Here is a 19991-nt window from a genome sequence, read left to right as displayed (position 1 = left end):
TTGCCTGCGCGCGAACCTGTGCCGGTGCTTGCCATAGGCTGCCTCATCGATTAAAGTTGTTCGATATATCGAACTTGAGTTCGGAAAGACGAATAATTTCGCTCAACGCTGACGGCGACTATAGCAGCCGCGGCTTGGCATGTGTCGGCCGGAGTCAGTGCTTCACCACTTAGTCCGGCCCCATGCAAGATTGCCCAGGAGCATGATGCAATGGCTACTCCCTATCTCGATCACCTGCGCGCGACGCTCGACCAGATTCGCGCGGACGGCTTCTACAAGAGCGAGCGCGTGATCGCGACGCCGCAATCGTCGTCCATCGGCTTGGCCGACGGCAGCGACGTGCTGAACTTCTGCGCCAACAATTATCTGGGCCTGGCAAACGATGCGCGCCTGATCGCCGCCGCGAAGGACGGGCTCGAGCGCGACGGCTTCGGCATGGCCTCGGTGCGCTTCATCTGCGGCACGCAAACGGTGCACAAGCAGCTCGAAAGCGCGCTCGCCGCGTTCCTGCAGACTGACGACTGCATTCTCTATTCGAGCTGTTTCGACGCCAATGGCGGCCTGTTCGAAACGCTGCTCGGCGAAGAGGACGCGATCATCAGCGACGAGCTCAATCACGCGAGCATCATCGACGGCGTGCGGCTCTCGAAGGCGCGCCGTTACCGCTACAAGAACAACGATCTCGCCGATCTCGAAGCGAAGCTGCGCGAAGCCGATGAAGCCGGCGCGCGCTACAAGCTCATCGCGACCGACGGCGTGTTCTCGATGGACGGCATCATCGCCGACCTCAAGGGCATCTGCGATCTGGCCGACCGCTATGGCGCGCTCGTGATGGTCGACGACTCGCACGCCGTGGGCTTCATCGGCGAGCATGGCCGCGGCACGCCCGAGCACTGCGGCGTGGCGCAACGCGTGGACATCATCACGGGCACGCTCGGCAAGGCGCTGGGCGGCGCGTCGGGCGGCTATGTGGCGGCGAAGAAGGAAGTGATCGAGCTGCTGCGCCAGCGCTCGCGTCCCTATCTGTTCTCGAACACGCTTACGCCGAGCATTGCGGCCGCATCGCTTGCGGTGCTCGAGCTGATCGCGAGCGCCGAAGGCGCGCAGCTGCGCGCGCGCGTGCAGGCCAACGGCGCGCATTTCCGCAGCGAGATGAGCGCGCTCGGCTTCACGCTTGTGCCCGGCGAGCATCCGATCATCCCCGTGATGCTGGGCGACGCGCAGGTGGCCGCGAAGATGGCCGATGCCTTGTTGCACGAAGGCGTCTATGTGATCGGCTTTTCGTATCCGGTGGTGCCGAAGGGCCGCGCGCGCATCCGCACGCAGATGAGCGCGGCGCACACGCCGGAGCAGATCGACCGCGCCGTGGCCGCATTCGCGCGGGTAGGCAAGCAGCTTGGTGTGATTTGAGAAGGATGACGAAATAAAATGAAAGCGCTTGCCAAACTCGAACGCGCCCCTGGCCTCACCCTGACGCGCGTGAAGAAGCCCGAAGTCGGCCACAACGACGTGATGATCAAGATCCGCCGCACGGCGATCTGCGGCACCGACATTCATATCTGGAAGTGGGACGACTGGGCGCAAAAGACCATTCCGGTGCCCATGCATGTGGGCCACGAATATGTGGGCGAGATCGTCGAGATGGGCCAGGAAGTGCGCGGCTTCGAGATCGGCGACCGCGTTTCGGGAGAAGGCCATATCACCTGTGGCTTTTGCCGCAACTGTCGCGCGGGACGTCGTCACCTGTGCCGCAACACCACCGGCGTGGGCGTGAACCGCGAAGGCGCATTCGCCGAATACCTCGTGATTCCAGCCTTCAACGCCTTCAAGATCCCGCCCGAGATCTCCGACGATCTTGCGGCGATCTTCGATCCGTTCGGCAACGCCACGCATACGGCGCTTTCGTTCAACCTCGTGGGCGAGGACGTGCTCATCACCGGCGCAGGGCCGATCGGCATCATGGCCGCCGCGATCGCGAAGCACGTGGGCGCGCGCAACGTCGTGATCACCGACGTGAACGACTACCGGCTCGAGCTCGCGCGCAAGATGGGCGCGACGCGCGCGGTGAACGTCGCGCGCGAATCGCTGCGCGATGTGATGAACGACTTGCACATGACCGAGGGCTTCGACGTGGGCCTCGAAATGTCGGGCGTGCCGAGCGCGTTCACGGCGCTGCTCGAGTCGATGAACCATGGCGGCAAGGTCGCGCTGCTCGGCATTCCGCCCGCGCAAACCGCCATCGACTGGAATCAGGTCATCTTCAAGGGCCTCGAAATCAAGGGCATTTACGGCCGCGAGATGTTCGAGACCTGGTACAAGATGGTCGCGATGCTGCAAAGCGGGCTCGATCTCTCGCCCATCATCACGCACCGCTTCAGCGTGGACGACTACGAGCAGGGCTTCGCAGCGATGCTCTCCGGCGAGAGCGGCAAGGTGATTCTCGACTGGACCGCCGCCGCCTGAGGCCTCGCAGGCTTCATTGCGCCGCTGCCCCACCCGGCGGCGCTTGTTCGAACTCGGCCTGGATGCGCACGTCGATCTCGTCGCCCACGGCCGGATACCACGTCGTCAGCCCGAACTTCGCGCGGCTGAAACGTCCTGTGGCCGCAAAGCCGAGCGTCGGCTGCTTCGTGAGCGGGTTCGGCGCATAGCCGTTGAACACCACGTCGAGCGTGACCGGCTGCGTCACGCCATGAATCGTGAGCTCGCCCGTGAGCTTGCCGGCGGGCTTGCCGTCCACGTCTGCGGTGCGCTCGAAATGCGTGCTCGCGAAGCGGATCTGGGCATAACGCTCGACGTCGAGCATCTGCGAACTCTTCACCATGCGATCGAGCAGCGGCACGTTGGTGTCGAGACTCGCCGCGTCGATCACGGTCTCCACCGTTGCATTCTCCAGTGCGTTCGCGCGCCAGTCGAGCTGCGCGCTCGCGCGATCGAAGCGCATCACGAAGCGCGTGTAGTGCAGATGGTCGACGTCGAACACGATGCTCCAGTGATGCACGTCCAGCGTGTAATGTCCCGCTGGCACGGACGCTTCGGCGGGACTCACGCTGTGCGTGACGACGCGTAGCGGCGTGCAGGCGAGCAGCAGGCAGGCCGCGGCCAGCGCGGCGCACAGCGTACGGCGGCGAGCGTGCGGGGTGGCTGCGGCTGGGGAGCGGTTCATGGCGTCTCCGTTTCGGGGGCCCGGCGAGTGAGGTTCGTTACGGTAGTTACTGCAGTTACGATTGACGGCGCGCTTTTGTTCCATCGATAGCCACGAATGTTGAATGGCCGTAGATCGAGCGCGGGTCGTCATTCTTGCATGTCGCGCGGCGAGTCTCCTGGCACCGGGGACGAAGCGCCTGCGCGCGCAGCCTTCGCACAGCGCCTGGCGCGCATGGTTTGCCCCACGGATTGCCACGCGGCCCGATTTCGGGTTTGATATCGGATCGCCGCCCGACGGATTGGAGCCTGTTACTGGAACGTGGGAGCCTGGAGAGCCCGGGCCGCCCGGAGGAAGCCGCCGCATGCCCACCGCGAACGATTCGGTCCGCTTTCACGCCACGCACGTGCGCGAGGTCGACGCCATGACGGCCGCCTCGGCGCGCAGCTTCGCGCGCCATGCGCACGACCAGTACGGCATTGGCGTGATCGATGCCGGCGGCCATGTCTCTCTCTCCGATGCGGGCGTGGTCGAGGCCGTGCCCGGCAACCTCATCCTCGTCAATCCCGGCGAAGTGCACGACGGGCGTCCGCTCGGCGCGGGCGCACGGCGCTGGCGCATGCTCTATTTCGAGCCGCGCTGGATCGATGCGCTGCAGGCCGATGTCACCCAGGGCGACGACGCCGGCTTCGCGCTCTTCTCGCCCGTGATCGCCGATCCGCTCCTGCGCGCGTTGTTCGATGCCGCGTTCGGCTATGCCACGGCCGCACGTGGCGACCTCGCGGCCATGGCTTTCGACGGCGCGGCGCTCGACGCCATGACGCGGCTCGTGCGCGGCCTCGGCCACCGCCGGCCGCTCGCGCCGTGCTCGCCGGCGGCCGTGGCGCGCGTGCGCGAGATGATCGACGCCGACCCGGGCCAGGCCTTCTCGCTCGCCGAACTCGCGCGCGCCGCGGGGCTCAGCCGCTTCCAGCTTCATCGGGGCTTCGTGCAGGCGTTCGGCGTGGCGCCGCATCAGTACATCCTGCATGGCCGCGTTGGGCTCGCGCGGCGCCTGCTCAAGGCCGGCCAGGCGCCCGCGCAGGCGGCGCTCGCGGCCGGCTTCTGTGACCAGAGCCACCTCAACCGGGCGTTTGCCCGCCAGTTCGGCGTGTCGCCGGGCCGTTACCGGCTCGCGCAGGGTGCCGGCCCCGCCTGACGGTTGCCGTCGACCGCCGAAACGGCCGGTCGCCGCCACGCTTTGTCGTTTGCCGTCGCCCACCGAAACGGCTGGCCACCGCCACGCCTTGCCGCACACCGATCCAAGACGGCGCGCCCGCCACGATCTATACCGGTGCTTCAATCCCAGGAGCGCCTCATGTCCTCTTCGCTGTCACCCGCAAAATCGCCGCGCGCATCGTCGTCGCGGTCCGTCGCGCATCTTCAGTTGACCCTCGCCATGATCACCGTGGGCAGCACGGTGATTGCGAGCAAGATCATCGGCGCCGGACTCGACCCGATGCCCGCGACCGCTCTGCGCTTCGCATTCGCACTGCCCGTGTTTCTCGTGCTCATGCGCGTGACTGGCACCGCGTTTCCCCGCCCGGGCCTGCGCGACGCGTGCCTGCTGATCGCACAGGCGGCGATCGGCAGCGTCGGCTACACCGTTTTGCTGATAGCCGGGACGCAGCGGACCTCGGCCGCCGACGCGGGGATCATCCTCGGCACCTTGCCCGCCGTGTGCGCGCTCACCGCCGCCGTGGTGCTGCGCGAGCGCCTGCGTGCAAGCACGCTGGCCGCGGTTGGGGTGGCGAGCCTCGGCGTGGCGCTGGTCACGCTCGCGCCCGCCGCACAGCAGGCAGGCAACCGCTCGCTTGCGGGCGACGCGCTGTTGATCGGCGCGGTGGTCTGCGAGAGTCTTTTCGTGCTGCTGAACAAGCGTCTGGCGACGCCCTGGCCGCCGCTTGCGCAATCGACTGCAATGACGGGCATCGGCCTCGCCGTGTCCGCTGCCGCGGCGTTGCCCGACTGGCCGGCCACGCTGCATGCGCTACCCTCGCACGCCGTGCTGGCCGTGGCGTACTACGCGCTGGTGCCGACCGTCGCAGGCTTCTGGCTCTGGTACACGGGCGCGGCGCGCGTGACCGGCGCCGAGGCGGCCATCTTCACGGCCGTCGCGCCCGTCTCGGGCGTGGTGCTCGCCGCGCTCGTGCTGGGCGAGCCGCTCACGCCCGCACGGCTTGCCGGGCTCGCACTCGTTGTCGCGGCCGTGTTCGTGATTGCGGGGCCGGCCGTGCGGCGGTGTCCGGGCGGCCAGGACGCATGATGTAGCGGGCGCGGGAGCGTCCCGGCGAACTCGCAACCCGGCGATGTCTTGACTCCGGAGAATGATCGTTCTACATTGCCTGACATGGAGAACGATCGTTCCACCTCACGCGCCGGCGCCTGATCGACCGGTAGCCGATTGACCGGCGCACGCCGCGACACCCTGCGAAGAATTGAAGTCATGAGCCACCACACGATTGCCGCCGACGCGCCGCAAGCCTCCCCGCCTGCTTCCTTGCCCGATGCGCGCGAGCGTCTGCTCGAGGCCGCCGAGGCGCTCATCTACGCGGGCGGCATCCATGCCACCGGGGTCGACGCGATCGTCCGCGCGGCGGGCGCCGCGCGCAAGAGCTTCTATACCTGGTTCGAGTCGAAGGATGCGCTGGTGGCCGCCGCGCTTATGCGCCGCGACGAGCGCTGGATGCGCTGGTTCGTCGAAGCCACGATGAAACGCGGCCGCACGCCGCGCACGCGCCTGATCGGCATGTTCGACGTGCTGCGCGAGTGGTTTGCCTCGGAAGGCTTTCACGGCTGCGCATTCCTGAACGCCGCGGGCGAGACCGCCTCGCCCGACGACCCCGTGCGCGAGGTCGCCCGCCTGCACAAGGCGCGCTTGCTCGCTTTCATCGGCGAGCAAGGCGCGGCATGGGCCAAAGCGGTTGGCGCGGACCGGCGCGTGGCGGCGCGGCTCGCGCGCCAGTGGCTGATCCTGATCGACGGCGCGATTGGCGTGGCGCTCGTGAGCGGCGAGGCGGACGCGGCGCTCGATGCGCGCGCCGCCGGCCAGCATTTGCTCGATGCGCTCGCGCCCCGGCCGGCTCGATTGCCTCGATCGTCGCGAACGCGCGGCGCCGTGCAAAACAAGCGCGAGGCTGCACGAGCACGCCGCTAGCTGCGCGTTTCGCGCCGTTCGCGTGCGCTTCGCCCGGTGTTCGCGTGTTGTGCGCCCGTGTTCGCCCACCGGTCGCCCGCTGGTCGCCTGCTGTTCGCCTGTAGTTCGCCTGTAGTTCGCCTGTAGTTCGCCTGTAGTTCGCCTGTAGTTCGCGGCCGTCTCTGCCGCTTTCCGCCGTTTCTATTGCGTGCGCGCCGTCCCGGTGCGCCGCCCTCTCCATGGAGCAGACGCATGAGTGCCACCCAACCGACGACGCCAGCCGAAGTCCGCCCGCCGCTGCCGCCCTTCACCCATGAGACCGCGATCCAGAAAGTGCGCGCGGCCGAGGACGGCTGGAACACGCGCGATCCGCAGCGCGTTGCGCTTGCCTACACGCCGCAAAGCGTCTGGCGCAATCGCGCCGAATTCGTGACTGGCCGCGAAGCCATCGTGGCGTTTCTCACGCGCAAGTGGGCGCGCGAGCTCGAATACCGGCTCATCAAGGAACTGTGGGCGTTCAGCGGGAACCGCATCGCGGTGCGCTTCGCCTACGAGTGCCACGACGATTCGGGCAACTGGTTCCGTTCGTACGGCAACGAGAACTGGGAGTTCGACGAGAACGGGCTGATGGCGCACCGCCATGCCTCCATCAACGACTTGCCGATTCGCGAAGCAGACCGGCTTTTCCGCTGGCCGCCCGGCCGCCGTCCCGACGATCATCCGGGTTTGAGCGATCTCGGGCTCTGAGCGGGTTGCCTCGCCTCTCGCCATCGCACGCCGCTCGAGGGTTCATCGCCGAGACTCATCGGGCGGGCATCATGGACGCGCCGAAAGGCGCGCGCCTGCGCGCTCGATGGGCGATTCCGAGCCTGGATTCCATACGCGCGCGGGCGGTCTTGCTGTACAGTTTGCAGTCACCGGAAAGAGACCATCAACAGAACCAGCAGCAGACGAACCGAAGCGATTCGGCAAGCGAGAGGACGGAGAGCCCATGCGGTGTTGGCAAGTGCGCGGTGGCAGGACAAGTTGGCGCGGGATCGCACCCGCTGTTCGAGAGACTGGGGTAAGTCCTGAAGCACGCCCGGCGGCCGACGCGCGCGCCAAAAACCCAGCAACCATCAACGGGCGCAAGAGGATTGCCAAGGCGGCAACGCTCATCGCCTTCACGGCGCTCATGCTCGGCGCCGCAACGGGCGCACGCGCGGCCAACTGGTGCGGCGGGGGCCTGTGGGTCGATGCGATGGCCGGCTCGTACCACATCCACCCCGACAAGGACTTCGAGCAGTTCAACCCGGGCCTCGGCATCGAATGCTGGCCCGGCGACACATGGGCGCTCACGGCCGGAGGCTTTCGCAATTCGCTGCGGCGGCCCTCGTGGTACGGCGGCGCGGTCTGGGCGCCCGAATTCCTGCACTGGGGTTACGTGCGTCTGGCGGCGATGGGCGGCATCATCTCGGGCTACAACTACGGCAACTGGGGACTCGGCCACAATCACACGATCGGGCCCGTGGCCGCGCCCATCGTGATGGTCGCGTACAAGCGCGTGGGCGTGAACTTCATCGTCATCCCGCCGATTCCTTCCGACGACCTGCCTTTTACGATCGGGTTTCAACTGCGGGTGAAGTTCTGAGCGCCTGCGGGTCTTGCGTCAACGTGTCGAAGCATTGCCGATAGCGATGGCGGCAAGCCTCCCACCCGAACATGTCGATGGCCTGTTGTCGACGCGCCGCGACCGCCTCTACCGCCGAAAAGCGCGGCCAGTTTTCCGTGACGAAGCGCACCACCTCCGGCAGCTGCGCTTCGTGCTCGAAGAGCAGGACGTTGTCGAACTGCTCCGCGGCCCATCGCATGAACGGGATGGCCCGCCCGATCACTACCGGCACGCGCCCGATCGCCTCGAAGAACGCGCCGCTCACCAGCATCGAATCGGCGACGTGCGGCAGGATCAGGACGTCGGCGGCGCTGATTCGCGCGTCGAATTCACCATCGCTGAGAAAGCGGGCTTCGAGCGTGACGCATGCCGAGAGGTTCCGCTCGCGCACGATCGCGTGCAGCGCGTCGACATAGGCCGCCTGCCCGCGCCCGGCAATCAGCAGCGTGTGGCCGGCCGGCCAGGCGGCGAGCACCTGGGCAATGCCCTTGTAGGGCTCGACGGTGCCGAGAATCGCAAACGACGGCTCGCGCGTTCCACCCTGCGCGGCCGGCACCGCGCGCCCCGGCACGTCCCAATAGAGCGGATGCGGCAGATAGCGCGCGCGAAAATGCCCGGCGTAGTGGGGATCGTGAACGATGCGGATATCGGCGAGCCAGCGCACGAGCGACATCAAGGCAACGGAGAGCACGCGCACGGCGCCGCGCGCATTGTGCACCGCGTGGTCGTGCACGAAGCACACGACTCGCGCGCGGCCGAACGCCATCAACGCGCAATAGAGCAGCACCACCGGCAAGCCGCACGGCCGCGGCACGACGCCTCGCCCCTTGTCGATGAAGGCGCGCAGCTCGATCCAGTGCAGCATCAGCACCGTCGAGCGTCTGAACAAATCGATGAAGCCGCCGCGCAGCAGGTACCGCAACGATAGCGGCCGGACGTCGTAGCCGATCTCGCGCAGCAGTTGCTTCTGCAAATCGATGTACGGATTCGTCGTATTGGTGAACGGCGAGAGCAGCACGCGAGGCACCCGCTTGCGGGTTCGGTGCGCCTCGCGCGCGCTTGCACTTTTGCGTTCGCCTTCGGGAGAAGCGCTGTCGCTCATGGGCGGTGCTCCTTGCGCGTCCTGGCCGGCATGCTCATTGCACCGCTGGCACCGTGGCGTCCGCCGCGGCCAGCACGATGTCGATGATGCGCTCTTGCACCTCCCGCTCCAGCATGGGGAAGACTGGCAGACACAGCACCTGCTGCGCAATCGCCTGCGCCGACGGCAGATTTCCGGGTGCCGCGGAAGCCAGACCGCTATACGCCGGGAATTCGCTGATCAGCGGGTAGAAGTAGCGCCGCACGGCAATCTGGCGCGCCCGCAGCTCCGCGTAGAGCGCGTCGCGGCTGAGCGGAAAGTCCGGCGTCACGAGCACCGGGAAGTACGCATAGTTAGGTGTGCTGTCTGCATCGATTCGATGCAGTCGCAGCCCTTTCACGTGACCGAGACGCTCGCGATAGCAGGCATCGATCCGCGCACGCGCTGCGTGGGTCCAGTCCACGTGCTGCAATTGCACGAGACCGAACGCGGCTTGAACCTCGTTCATCTTGCCGTTGATGCCGTGACCCACCACGGTCACTTCGTCCTGAATGCCGAAGTTCTTGAGCCGGTCGATGCGCTGCTTCATCTGCGCGTCGCGGCAGACGATCGCGCCGCCTTCGAAGGTGTGGAAGATCTTGGTGCCATGAAAGCTCAGCACCGACATGTCGCCGAAGCTCAGGACCGAGCGGCCGTTGCGCCGCACGCCGAACGCGTGCGCGGCGTCGTAGATCACCTTCAATCCATGGCGATTCGCGATCTGCCCGATCGCCTCGACCTCACACGGGTTGCCGTAGACGTGGACCGGCATGATGGCGCGCGTCGCCGGCGTGATCGCCGCTTCGACACGCGCCGGATCGAGATTCATGCTCACGGGGTCGATGTCGGCGAAAACCGGCTTGATGCCGTTCCAGTGGATCGCATGCGTCGTTGCGACGAACGAGAACGGCGTGGTAATGACTTCACCCGTAATCTCGAGCGCCTGCAGGGCGGTGATCAGCGCGAGTGTGCCGTTCGAGAACAGGCTGATGTGCTCCACGCCGAGGTGCTCGCATAGCGCCTGCTCCAGCCGATGGTGCAGCGGGCCGTCGTTCGTCACCCAGCGGTTCGACCAGATCTGCTCCAGGTAAGGCAGGAATTCTCCGAGGGGCGGCAAGAAGGGTTGGGTGACCGGCACTACCGCGGCTTTCGTGTCGTTCATCACGATGTTGGGTCCCGTGAGCGTGGTTATCGATTGTTTTCTGATCGACTGGGTTTATTCGAAATAATTCAGGATGACGAATTGAATGCCTGGGTGCATGGCGCTGGATGGTCAAACCATCGCGGGATCAGGAGCGATGGGTCTGGGTGCCCCGCGCGAGCGGATTGGCGAGAAAGCGAATGGCGTGATCGCTGACGCTGCGCAGCGGCAGGAGGCAGAGCAGCGTCAATGCGACCGCCGCGAACTTCTTGCGCGTCGTCCAGAACGGATTGGCGAGGATCGAACGAAAGTAGCGCCGCGAGTCGAAAACGATCCAATGCCAGCGCCGCCACAGCGGGGCGTCGTACACCCGCAGGCACAGATGCGCCTTCTCGTACGAGAAGTCCATGGGCTGCTCGGGCAATTGCTCGCCGAGGCGCTCGCTCACGAGCTCGCGCAACGCGTCCCAGCGCTGCGGAAAGGCTTGCACGACCTCGGCAACGTCCTGACTGTTCGCAATCGAGAGCCCGGCGCGCGGCTTGGCGGCCGCTTCGCTTTCGTTGGCCGCCCGATGCACGCGATAGCCGCCAAGCGGCGTGTCGATCACGCCCACCTGCCCAACCAGGGCAACGCCGTAGATGGCAAAAAAGTCGGCGGCGATGCCGCGGCGCGTCGTCTTCGGCAACGGCAACACGCGTTTGAGCGCGCTGACGCGATACGCGTTGCCGGACGCCGGCGGCGACGGGTAGAGCCAGCCATTGCGCAGCAGCCCCGCACATTCGGCGGGCGGTTGCGAATGCGGCACGCACACGCCGATGGACCGGCTTTGGCCGTCGATCACGTCCAGCGTGAATTGCACTTTCGCGTAGCCGCCTCGCTCGAATGTGTCGAGCACTTGCGCAACCGCGCCTTCATACAAAACATCGTCGGAGTCGAGATACAGGATGTATTCGGTTTGGGCCATTTCCAGGCCCAGGTTGTACGAACTCGCCTGGCCGCCATTGGCCTTCAGAACCGGTGTCACACGCACACCGTAACTCGCGATGATGGCGTGCGAGCCATCGGTCGAGCCATCGTCGATCACGACGACCTGCGTTCGTTGCGGTTCCTGGGCGAGCGCCGAGTCGATCGCTTCGCGCAAGAACCGCTCGTAGTTGTAGCTGCATATGACGATTGTGATGTCCTTCACCGCTTGTCCCCCGTAGTCAGCGCGTGCTCGTGCAACGCTATGTGCGCTGCTTTGAGCGCTTGTCTGACGCGTTTCGGCTGGTCGGTGTTGCCCCGCGTTGCCGCTCGCGCCCGTCCGGCCGATCCGTTCGCCTGTTTGCCGTTCGTCGTGCTGCTCGTCGTGTTACTCGTCGCTGGCAACCAAAGACTTTCACTCCTGCTCGCGCTGATAGCGAAATGAAAGCAATTGGTAATCTTATAGCGCACGGGCGATGGCGGGCGCCACCGCTATCAATGCCCTTGTGTGCGGTGTCCAACACAGCAACGCAGACGCACGGGCGCGCTGTTTGGACACCTCCTCTTCCTCACCTTCGATAAGGTGAGGAATTCCAGGGGATGGAGCGAACGCATCCGCGGTGCCGCCATGTGTGCTCATGCACACACGCTCGCGCGCGCCCGGCGAAGCGCGCACGTGCCTCCCGCAAACGCTCACCTTTGTGCTCACCTGACAGTCTTGCCATAATCGCGTCAGGAGCGCGCCACGCCCGCGCCATAAGATACGGAGCTTCTTGCCGAGGCCGGTATCGAGCCGATTGATATGACAAAGGGAGCCTGACTGCACGCGCAGCATGCCCAAAGGTGAATAATGAAGAAGTGGATCACGACACTGATTGCAGCGAGTGCCTTGAGCGCATTGGCTGCTCCGGCAGCGAGCATGGCTGCAGACGAGCCCGCGTGGCTGCCGGCCACGGCCGCCACGCGCTTTCTGAGCGCGAGTGCGATTGTCGAAGGCGCGAGTGGTGCGAACGTCAAGTCGACGCTTTATGTCTTCATGGACCCCAACTGTATTTTTTGTCACCTGGTGTGGAAAGCGCTGCAGCCGTATGAAGCCGTCGGGCTCCAGGTCCACTGGATTCCCATGGGCTTTCTCAAGCCCGATTCGGCGGGCAAGGCGGCGGCACTGCTGCAGTCGAAGGACAGTGCGGCACTCCTGAGGGAACTGGAGACGCATTACTCCGAGAAGGACGAGTCGGGCGGCATCGCGCCGCTCGCGAGCATCCCGCCGGCCGCGCAGGCGCAGCTCGACAGCAACATGAAGCTGTTCCAGGACCTGGGTTTTCAGGGCACGCCCACCATCATTTATCAGGGCTCGGGCGGCCGCTGGGCCGATGTCGACGGCCTGCCGAAGCTCAGCATGCTGCCAGGCATGCTCAATTTGCCCGCGCAGCCGATCAAGGATCCTGAATTGCAGCGCTATCGCTGAGCGCGGAATTTAGGGCGGCGTGCCACTGAGGTGAGCTGTTCCAGGAGATGCAGGCTCAGGGTGAGCCGCACAAGGCGCGGCAGCCTCACCGGCTCCGGTAGTGGTGAGGAATTCCAGGAGATGCAGGCTCGGGGTAAGCCGCACAAGGCGCGGCAGCCTCACCGGCTCCGGTAGTGGTGAGGAATTCCAGGAGATGCAGGCTCGGGGTGAGCCGCACAAGGCGCGACAGCCTCACCGGCCCTGGTAATGGTGAGGAATTCCAGGAGATGCAGGCTCGGGGTGAGCCGCACAAGGCGCGGCAGTCTCACCGGCACGGTAATGGTGAGGAATTCCAGGAGTCGTCGGCCCCCGAAAAACCTCACCTTTGCGCGCCGCGCCGCAAATGCGTGCTAGAACTTGTAGTCGGGATTCTTCGGATCGAAGGCATCGGCCTCGAAGGTCTTCGGCGTGATGCTTTCAATCACGATCTTTTCGAAGATCTGGCCGTCGTTGTCGTAAGCTTCGACGGTGCGGAAATACGGGCGGCGCAGGTCGAGCCCGAGCGTCTGCTTCTTCGCATAGAACTGCGGCTTGCCGGCCGGCGAGACATAGGTGAGCGCCACGACGCGCACGCCGCTGAGCGTCTTCACCTCCACTTGCGGCTTGTACGGCGCGCCCACTTCGACATACCTCTTCGCGTCCGTCATGAACTGGCTCACGATGAACTCCGTGCCGAGTTCCGTGATCTTGTGATTCGACTGCGAGCGCGCGAGCGAGCCGTCGAGCGCCGTCCACATCGGCATGACGCCGAGCAGGCCGCCCAGATGCCCGTACATCTGGTCGGTGCGTTTGCCGGCGTCGTAGATCACTTCTTCGCCCGAATGTTCGCCGTCGGGCAGCCATTTCGCGTAGATGCGCAGGGGATCGTGCGTGAGCTTGACGAGCATGTGCGCGGGCTTGCTGGGCCACTTGCCGTTCAGGCGTTCCCAGCGCGAGAGCACGAATTCGTACGACGGATAGCCCGATGGCCCGAGCTGGATGAGCGCGGGCACGACGACAGGATCGAATGCCTGAAAGAGCGCCGTGAGTTGCGCGTCGCTCATCTTCACGAGCGCACCGCTCTTTTGCGCGCGCTGAAGCCAGCGCACCTGCTGCTCGAGGGAAAGCTTGCCGACTTCGGCGGCGGTGTTGCCCAATGGGCTCGCGGCGGCTGGCGCGGCGTCTTGCTGGGTACTTTGTTGTGCACTTGCGTCGGCTGGCGCGTCGCTTTGCGCAAAGGCCGTGACGCTGGCGAAGGCAAGCGCCACGCAGGTGAGCGGCGCAGCGAGGCGCCGCGCAAGCCGCGCCGGTGCGCGAACAGGCTGAGCGCCGGGCGGTGTCGAATGCGATGGATCGATATTCATGGTTTGGCTCCCTGTGTCGCTACTTTTTTGGACGAAACGTCAAACAGAACGGCAAACGGCGTAGCGAAAAAAGCGCGATGGTAACGGCTACGCTGCGCGTTGTTTCTCAATTTCTTCGTCGCGTAACGCGCGGCGAGGGTTTCGTTTGCATTCCTGCCGATTGAACGCGCGGGCGGCGTGACTATGTCGCCGCCCGGCCGCCCAGTGGAGGCGAAGCGACGAGCGACTGCGCACCGTCGTGCTGGTCGACGGCGATCGGCCGTTCGTCATTCGCCTGCGTGGTGCCTGCGATCGCAGCGCGCAGCCAGTCGCAGGTCGCCGAAGGCGCGGTGACCGGCAGCATGTGGCCGCCATTGACGACCTTGAGCGTCACACGTTTCGAGCGGCGGCGCAGGGCATCGCCGTGATGCATCCAGTTGAGGACAATGTCGTCGCGACCGAACAGCACGTCGGCAGGAACCGTCAGGTCTGCGTAGCGTTGCTCCATCTGTTCGAGATCGTCCGAATCCTCGATGGCGATGAGATCCATCGACGCGTTGTAGAACCCCTTGGGCCGAACGCTGAGGAGCGCGCCGCCGCGTGTGCGGAAGTCCGCGGGCACCGCCTCGGGCGCGAACACGGCCTTGAGCGTCGCGGTGCTCGTGGCGAGGCCGAAGGGCGTGGCGAGCGTGCGCGCGATGAAGCGGCGCACGCGCGCCGAGCGTACGGCGAGCGCGCGGAAGGCCTTGGGCACCTCGGTCTGCACATGGGTGAGCGGGGCGATGAGCGCGAGCCGTGCGACCGACCTGGGATGGTCGAGCGCGACGGCCAGCGCGATCGCGCCGCCGAGCGAATGCCCCACGAGCACGGGCGCCTCGAGGCCGAGCGCGGCGATGAGGCGCGCAACCGTGTCTGCCTGGGCGCGAATGTTGGCAAGCCTATGCGCGCCGCGCGTGGAGTATCCGGAGCCGGGCCGGTCGATGAGAATCACGCGATGCTCGCGCGCGAGCGCTTCGAGGGGCAGGTACGAGAAATTGCGCATCTGCCCGCACAGACCGTGCACGAATACGATGGGCGGCCCATCGGTGTTGCCGCCGCCGTACTCGGCGTAATGGATGCGCTCTCCATCGATATCGATATGGCGGCCGTCCATCGGCACGGCCTGTTCGATGCGGCGCGCCGCACGCCGCGTGAACGACATGAGCGCGGCGCAGGCAAGGGCTATCACGGCGATTGCCGTTACGAGGGGCAAGGCGATGGCGTTCACGCGATCCTCCGCTGGCAAGATGGAGAGACATGAAGAACACGGAATTCTTCGTTATCCGTACGACTGGGTATGGTTCAGGTACTTTTGCGCTCGCCGCGTTCCGGCGCAGCACCGGATGCCCCGGTGTCGTCCGGGCATCGGGGCTGCGCTGCCATCGGCTGCGGGTCGCGTCTTGTCCATGCGATGAACCGTTCGATACGCATGGCAATGAGCGGCGCGTCGCGCAAGACGCACCAGTGCGCAGCGTCGATGACCTCGCGCCGGTAGCGGCCCAGCCATTGCGCGACGCCCTCGGACAGGGCCGGCGTCACATAGCGGTCCAGGCGCGGCACGATGAACTGCACCGGCACCTGGGTGCGCCGCTCACGCGGACGCCAGGCGCGCGCGATGAAGTTGGCGCGATAGAGCTGCAGCCCGTTGATGCCGTTGCGCAGCTGATCGGGGTCGGGCGTCGCGCGCACGCCCTCGGTCTTGCTCAGCCACCACGGCCATAGCGCAGCGCCGCCCAGGCGCCACACGAGTTGTGGCGCGAGCGGCAGATGAAAGAACGCGATATACCAGGACTTCAGCGACTGCGCGAGACTCATGCGCGCGCGAAACACATGATCGAGGCACGGCCCCGAAATCGACGTGTAGGAGGCGATGCGCGCCGCGTTGGCCGGGTCGGTCACGGCTTCCCAGCACTGGATCGAGCCCCAGTCGTGCGCGACGAGGTGAAACGGCCGCGTGCCGCAGGTGGCGTCGGCCACGGCCGACAGATCGCGGGCAAGCTGCGCGAGCCGGTAGCCCGCGCGCCGCCGCGGCGCCGCCGAGGCGCCCATGCCGCGCACGTCGTACGCAATCACGCGAAAGTGCGTATCCAGCTCGCGGCGCAGCGCCGCCCACACGCGCGCGGAATCCGGATAGCCGTGCACGAGGATCATGGGCGGCGCGTCGGGCGGCCCGCTCACGTACACGGCAAGGCGCACGCCGTCCGATATCACCTCGAGCCGTTCCGGCGCCGAAGGCGCATCGTGCCCGCGTGACCCACCGTGCTTAGCTTCGCTCATGGCGCACATGCTGCGTCAGGCGGCGCGCGGTGTGCCCGCCGGATGCAGCGGCACGCGGCGTGGCGCAGCTTGCGAAGCGTATTGCGCATTGGTCTCGTCGATCTGCGCGATGAGGCCATCGATTCGTTCGAGATGCTTACGATTGTTGTGATCCCACGGATGGAAGCCCGGCTTGAAAAAGCGCAGCCATTCGAGCGCGATGCCGGGGAACACGCCGTGGCGCGGACCGTAGAGGAACTTGATGAGTTGCCAGCGGCCGCCGAACTTGCCGATGCGCCGCTTGTGCCGGCGCATGAGTGCGAGGTGATAGTCGAACACGATCAGCCAGAACAGCACCGTCGTCGCGAGCATCGTGCCGGTGCGCATCAGATAGCGTTTCACGCCGGGCTCGATCACGAGATTCCAGACGTCATACGAAACGGACTTGTGCTCGGTTTCCTCGAGCGCATGCCAGAGCCACATCTGCTTATAGCCTTGCACCGAGCCTTCGATGCGCGTGCCGGTGTCCGCGAGCAGCAGGTCGGCGAGCATCGCGGTGTAGTGCTCGAGCGCCACGGTCTGCGCGAGCTGCAGCGAGGGCGGCAGCACTTTGCGCCCGAAGTTCAGGATGGCCCAGAGGCGCTTGTCGAGCTTGTGCGCGGGCAGGCCCGCCGCCTCCAGCAGGTCGTTGTATTCGACATGCTCGCGCGTGTGCATCGCTTCCTGGCCGATGAAGCCCATGACCTGCTTCTTGAGCTCGGGGTCAACGATCCGGTCGCGGTAGTGGCGCACGGCGTCCATGAAGAAGCGTTCGCCGGCCGGAAACAGCAGCGAAAGCGCATTGAAGAAGTGGGTGACTGGCACGCCCTCGACGTGCCAGTCACAGGCTCTTTCGGGCGGTAACGCGAAACGGATGTCGCGCCGGATCGGCATCATGCTGTTTCTCCCTGATTGCTGTTGCCTGTGTTGTTGTTCCTTGCCTGTTCGCGTGCGGCGTTGGTGCCGCTTGTTAGTCCGTTGGCGAGTCCATTTATCAGCTCATTGGACTGTTCGCGGCGCGCGCGCTTGCGGGCCTTCCCGGCCTCGCGCCGTGCCTCGCGCACGACGAGCGACTGATAGGCCGCGGGCAGCACGCGCGCGAGCCAGTCCGCCATGCGGGCGTCGCGCCCGATCAGCACGCGCCGCGCGTTGCGGCGCACGCCATTGAGAATCGTGCGCGCGGCGTCGTCTGCGGTGGTGATGAAGAACTTCTCGAATTCGTCCTTGCCATGCTGCTCGCTCGCCACCATGAAGCCGACCATGTTCGGCGCCACGCGGCTCGATTGCGCGATGTTGGTGCGGATGCCGCCCGGATGCACGCAGGTGGCGGAGACGCCGCACTTCATCATGTCGAGCTCCTGGCGCAGCGATTCGGTGAAGCCGCGCACCGCGTACTTGGTGGCGTTGTAGGCGCTCATGCCGGGCTGCGCGAACAGGCCGAACACGCTCGATGTGTTGACGATATGCCCGTCGCCCGATGCCTTCAGATAGGGCAGGAAGGCCTTGGTGCCATGCACGACGCCCCAGAAGTTGATATTCACGATCCATTCGAGATCGCTGTACGACATGCCGTCGATGGTGCTGGAGAGCGCGACGCCCGCGTTGTTGAAGATGAGGTTCACGCGGCCGTGCGCGAGGGCGGTTTCGTCGGCCCAGGCGAACACGGCGTCGCGCTCGCCCACGTCGAGCACGCGCGTGCTCACGCGCACCTTGGGGGCGATCGCGCGCACGATGCGCTCGGTTTCGGCGAGTCCTGGTGCGTTCTTGTCCGCGAGCGCGAGATGGCAGCCGGCGCCGGCAAGCTGGACGGCGAGCGCGCGGCCCATGCCCGAGCCCGCGCCGGTGATCGCGGCGACCTTGTTGTCGAAGTGCTTCATGATGAGCGTTCTCTCCCTGACGATGCGTGGCGTTGCGCTGTGGTGCGCGGCGTTGCGCTTCAGACGGCCTCGGTGGTCCGCGTGGTGACGGCGAGCGGTGATTCGGCATCCTCATGATGCGGCGCATGAAATACCTGATAGTCGGCCATCGAGAAATGCGCCGTGGCCTGCCTGAAGCGCCAAGTGAAGCCCGGCCAGAGCGTGGTGTTCTTGCCGCTGCGCGGATCGAGATACCAGCTCTTGCAGCCGCCCACCGACCAGATCGCACGGTCGAGCTTTGCCTGAATGTGCGCGTTGTAGCGCGCCTCCACCTGCGCTCGCACCTCGATCGCATCGGCGCGATCGTGCTTCATGGCGTCGAGCGCGCCGAGGATGTACTCGACCTGCGACTCGATCATGAAGACCATCGAGTTATGGCCAAGCCCGGTATTGGGGCCGACGATCATGAAGAAGTTCGGATAACCAGGCAAGGTCGTGCCGAGGTAGGCATGCGCGCCGTTGCGCCAGGTTTGCACGATGTCCGCGCCGCCGCGCCCGATGACTGCGCCCGGGGGAAACGGATCGGCCACCTGGAAGCCCGTGCCGTAGATCAGGCAATCCACCTCGTGATGCCTGCCGTCCGCCGTGATCACGCCGGTGGCGTCGATGCGCTCGATCGCGTCCGTGACGACGCCCACGTTGGCTCGCGTGAGCGCCGGATAGTAGTCGTTCGAGATCAGCACGCGCTTGCAGCCGATCGTGTAATCGGGCGTGACCGCTTCGCGCAGCGCGGGGTCCTTCACCTGATGGTGGATATGCCGCAGCGCGAGCTTCTGCACGTTTTTCATGAGCGCGGGGTGGACAGCGAAGCCCAGCACGCGCGACTCCAGCATCCAGTAAAGGCCCGTGCGCGCGATGTTCTGCGTGAACGGCAGCGTGCGGAACATCCATTGTTCAAAGCGTGAGAGCGCCCGGTCGGGCTTGGGCATGATCCACGGCGGCGTGCGCTGGAACAGCGCGAGATGGGCCACTTGCGCCGCGATTTGCGGCACGAACTGGATCGCGCTCGCGCCCGTGCCGATCACGGCCACGCGCTTGCCTGCGAGCGCATAGCCGTGGTCCCACTGCTGCGAATGAAAGGCCTTGCCCTGGAAGGTTTCTACGCCGGGAATCGCGGGCAGCGCGGGCCGCGAGAGGCCGCCCATGCCGGAGATCAGCACACGGGCGGCGAGGCTCCGCCCGTTGGCAAACGCAAGACGCCAGCAATGCGCGGTCTCGTCCCAGTGGGCGCTGGTCAACTCGTGATCGAAGTGCAGCCACGGCGAGAGGCGGAACTGCTCGACGCAGCGGTTCAGATACGCGCGAATCTCGGGCTGCGGCGCGAACATGCGCGTCCAGCGCGGATTGGGCGCGAACGAGAACGAGTAGACGTGCGATTGCACATCGCATGCGCAGCCCGGGTAGTGGTTGTCGCGCCAGGTGCCGCCCACCGAGCCGGCCTTCTCGAATACGGCGAAATCGGTATGGCCGCGTTGCAGCAGACGGATCGCCATGCCGAGACCGGCGAATCCCGTGCCGATGATGGCGATGCCGAGCGGCTCGCCTGTGCGGCCTTTGCTGGCCGCGCCATTGCCGACCGCGTCTATGCCGACCGCGTCGAAAGACCGGGTGGGTGCGTTCATCCGGAGCGTCTCCCTATGGTCCATTGAGAACTGTTACATTGAATGATGTAAACATAGTGGGTGGGGCGCTTTGACGCAAGGGGCTAGAGGGAACA

At 65.9% G+C, this 19991-nt stretch carries 18 protein-coding genes; 8 read left to right on the top strand and 10 right to left on the bottom strand.

Features of this window, described 5'->3' with window-relative positions; all coding sequences use genetic code 11:
* Positions 1 to 210 precede the first annotated feature (210 nt).
* A complete protein-coding gene (locus EYW47_RS21915) occupies positions 211 to 1410 on the top strand; it encodes a glycine C-acetyltransferase (protein ID WP_133196929.1) in 1200 nt (399 codons plus the stop codon).
* A gap of 18 nt (positions 1411 to 1428) precedes the next feature.
* Positions 1429 to 2463 (top strand): L-threonine 3-dehydrogenase, encoded by a 1035-nt coding sequence (gene tdh / locus EYW47_RS21910; RefSeq protein WP_133196928.1) that lies wholly within the window; start codon positions 1429 to 1431, stop codon positions 2461 to 2463.
* Positions 2464 to 2476: 13 nt separating this feature from the next.
* Here tdh and EYW47_RS21905 read toward each other — a convergent pair whose 3' ends face one another.
* Entirely contained in the window at positions 2477 to 3166 is a 690-nt protein-coding gene (locus EYW47_RS21905) for a YceI family protein (RefSeq protein WP_133196927.1), read from the bottom strand.
* A 343-nt stretch (positions 3167 to 3509) separates the two neighbouring features.
* Between EYW47_RS21905 and EYW47_RS21900 the strand changes: the two genes are divergently transcribed.
* From EYW47_RS21900 to EYW47_RS21880, 5 genes are all read left to right on the top strand, one after another.
* Positions 3510 to 4343, top strand: coding sequence for an AraC family transcriptional regulator (locus tag EYW47_RS21900; RefSeq protein WP_133196926.1), 834 nt, complete (start codon positions 3510 to 3512; stop codon positions 4341 to 4343).
* A gap of 159 nt (positions 4344 to 4502) precedes the next feature.
* A complete protein-coding gene (locus tag EYW47_RS21895) occupies positions 4503 to 5450 on the top strand; it encodes a DMT family transporter (protein ID WP_133196925.1) in 948 nt (315 codons plus the stop codon).
* A gap of 180 nt (positions 5451 to 5630) precedes the next feature.
* Positions 5631 to 6341 (top strand): TetR/AcrR family transcriptional regulator, encoded by a 711-nt coding sequence (locus tag EYW47_RS21890; protein ID WP_133196924.1) that lies wholly within the window; start codon positions 5631 to 5633, stop codon positions 6339 to 6341.
* A 231-nt stretch (positions 6342 to 6572) separates the two neighbouring features.
* Complete coding sequence (locus tag EYW47_RS21885; RefSeq protein ID WP_133196923.1) at positions 6573 to 7067, top strand: nuclear transport factor 2 family protein; 495 nt, start codon at positions 6573 to 6575, stop codon at positions 7065 to 7067.
* Positions 7068 to 7494: 427 nt separating this feature from the next.
* Entirely contained in the window at positions 7495 to 7950 is a 456-nt protein-coding gene (locus tag EYW47_RS21880) for a hypothetical protein (protein WP_240763841.1), read from the top strand.
* Here EYW47_RS21880 and EYW47_RS21875 read toward each other — a convergent pair.
* The 3 genes from EYW47_RS21875 to EYW47_RS21865 form a co-directional block, all read right to left on the bottom strand.
* The gene (locus EYW47_RS21875) at positions 7916 to 9073 is read right to left on the bottom strand and encodes a glycosyltransferase family protein (RefSeq protein WP_133196922.1); all 1158 of its coding nucleotides are present in this window, start codon (positions 9071 to 9073) and stop codon (positions 7916 to 7918) included. The genes EYW47_RS21880 and EYW47_RS21875 overlap by 35 nt on opposite strands.
* A 34-nt stretch (positions 9074 to 9107) precedes the next feature.
* Positions 9108 to 10253 carry a DegT/DnrJ/EryC1/StrS family aminotransferase gene (locus tag EYW47_RS21870; protein ID WP_133196921.1) on the bottom strand — a complete coding sequence of 382 codons (1146 nt, stop codon included), beginning with the start codon at positions 10251 to 10253 and terminating at the stop codon, positions 9108 to 9110.
* 127 nt (positions 10254 to 10380) lie between these two features.
* Positions 10381 to 11421, bottom strand: a complete 1041-nt coding sequence (locus EYW47_RS21865) for a glycosyltransferase family 2 protein (protein ID WP_133196920.1) — start codon at positions 11419 to 11421, stop codon at positions 10381 to 10383.
* Between the two features lie 624 nt (positions 11422 to 12045).
* On the opposite strand from EYW47_RS21865, the gene EYW47_RS21860 reads away from it, so the two are divergent.
* A complete protein-coding gene (locus EYW47_RS21860; RefSeq protein ID WP_133196919.1) occupies positions 12046 to 12663 on the top strand; it encodes a thioredoxin fold domain-containing protein in 618 nt (205 codons plus the stop codon).
* A 389-nt stretch (positions 12664 to 13052) separates the two neighbouring features.
* Here the strand turns inward: EYW47_RS21860 and EYW47_RS21855 are convergent, their stop codons facing one another.
* The 6 genes from EYW47_RS21855 to EYW47_RS21830 all read right to left on the bottom strand — a co-directional run bounded on the left by EYW47_RS21855 (position 13053) and on the right by EYW47_RS21830 (position 19896).
* Positions 13053 to 14045: a DUF1571 domain-containing protein gene (locus EYW47_RS21855; protein WP_133196918.1), complete on the bottom strand. Its 993-nt coding sequence runs from the start codon at positions 14043 to 14045 to the stop codon at positions 13053 to 13055.
* 181 nt (positions 14046 to 14226) lie between these two features.
* Entirely contained in the window at positions 14227 to 15225 is a 999-nt protein-coding gene (locus tag EYW47_RS21850; RefSeq protein WP_133197011.1) for an alpha/beta fold hydrolase, read from the bottom strand.
* A 140-nt stretch (positions 15226 to 15365) separates the two neighbouring features.
* Positions 15366 to 16340 (bottom strand): alpha/beta fold hydrolase, encoded by a 975-nt coding sequence (locus tag EYW47_RS21845; protein WP_133196917.1) that lies wholly within the window; start codon positions 16338 to 16340, stop codon positions 15366 to 15368.
* Positions 16341 to 16355: 15 nt separating this feature from the next.
* Positions 16356 to 17255 carry a metal-dependent hydrolase gene (locus EYW47_RS21840; RefSeq protein WP_133196916.1) on the bottom strand — a complete coding sequence of 300 codons (900 nt, stop codon included), beginning with the start codon at positions 17253 to 17255 and terminating at the stop codon, positions 16356 to 16358.
* Positions 17252 to 18235 carry an SDR family NAD(P)-dependent oxidoreductase gene (locus EYW47_RS21835; protein ID WP_133196915.1) on the bottom strand — a complete coding sequence of 328 codons (984 nt, stop codon included), beginning with the start codon at positions 18233 to 18235 and terminating at the stop codon, positions 17252 to 17254. Before EYW47_RS21835 ends, EYW47_RS21840 begins: the two co-directional genes overlap by 4 nt.
* Before the next feature lie 59 nt (positions 18236 to 18294).
* The gene (locus EYW47_RS21830; RefSeq protein WP_133196914.1) at positions 18295 to 19896 is read right to left on the bottom strand and encodes a flavin-containing monooxygenase; all 1602 of its coding nucleotides are present in this window, start codon (positions 19894 to 19896) and stop codon (positions 18295 to 18297) included.
* Between the last annotated feature and the right edge of the window lie 95 nt (positions 19897 to 19991).

The sequence above is a fragment of the Paraburkholderia silviterrae genome, assembly GCF_004353915.1.
Classification (GTDB): Bacteria; Pseudomonadota; Gammaproteobacteria; order Burkholderiales; family Burkholderiaceae; genus Paraburkholderia; species Paraburkholderia silviterrae.
Note: the sequence above shows the minus strand (reverse complement) of the source record. Positions and strands in the feature narration are given on the sequence as shown.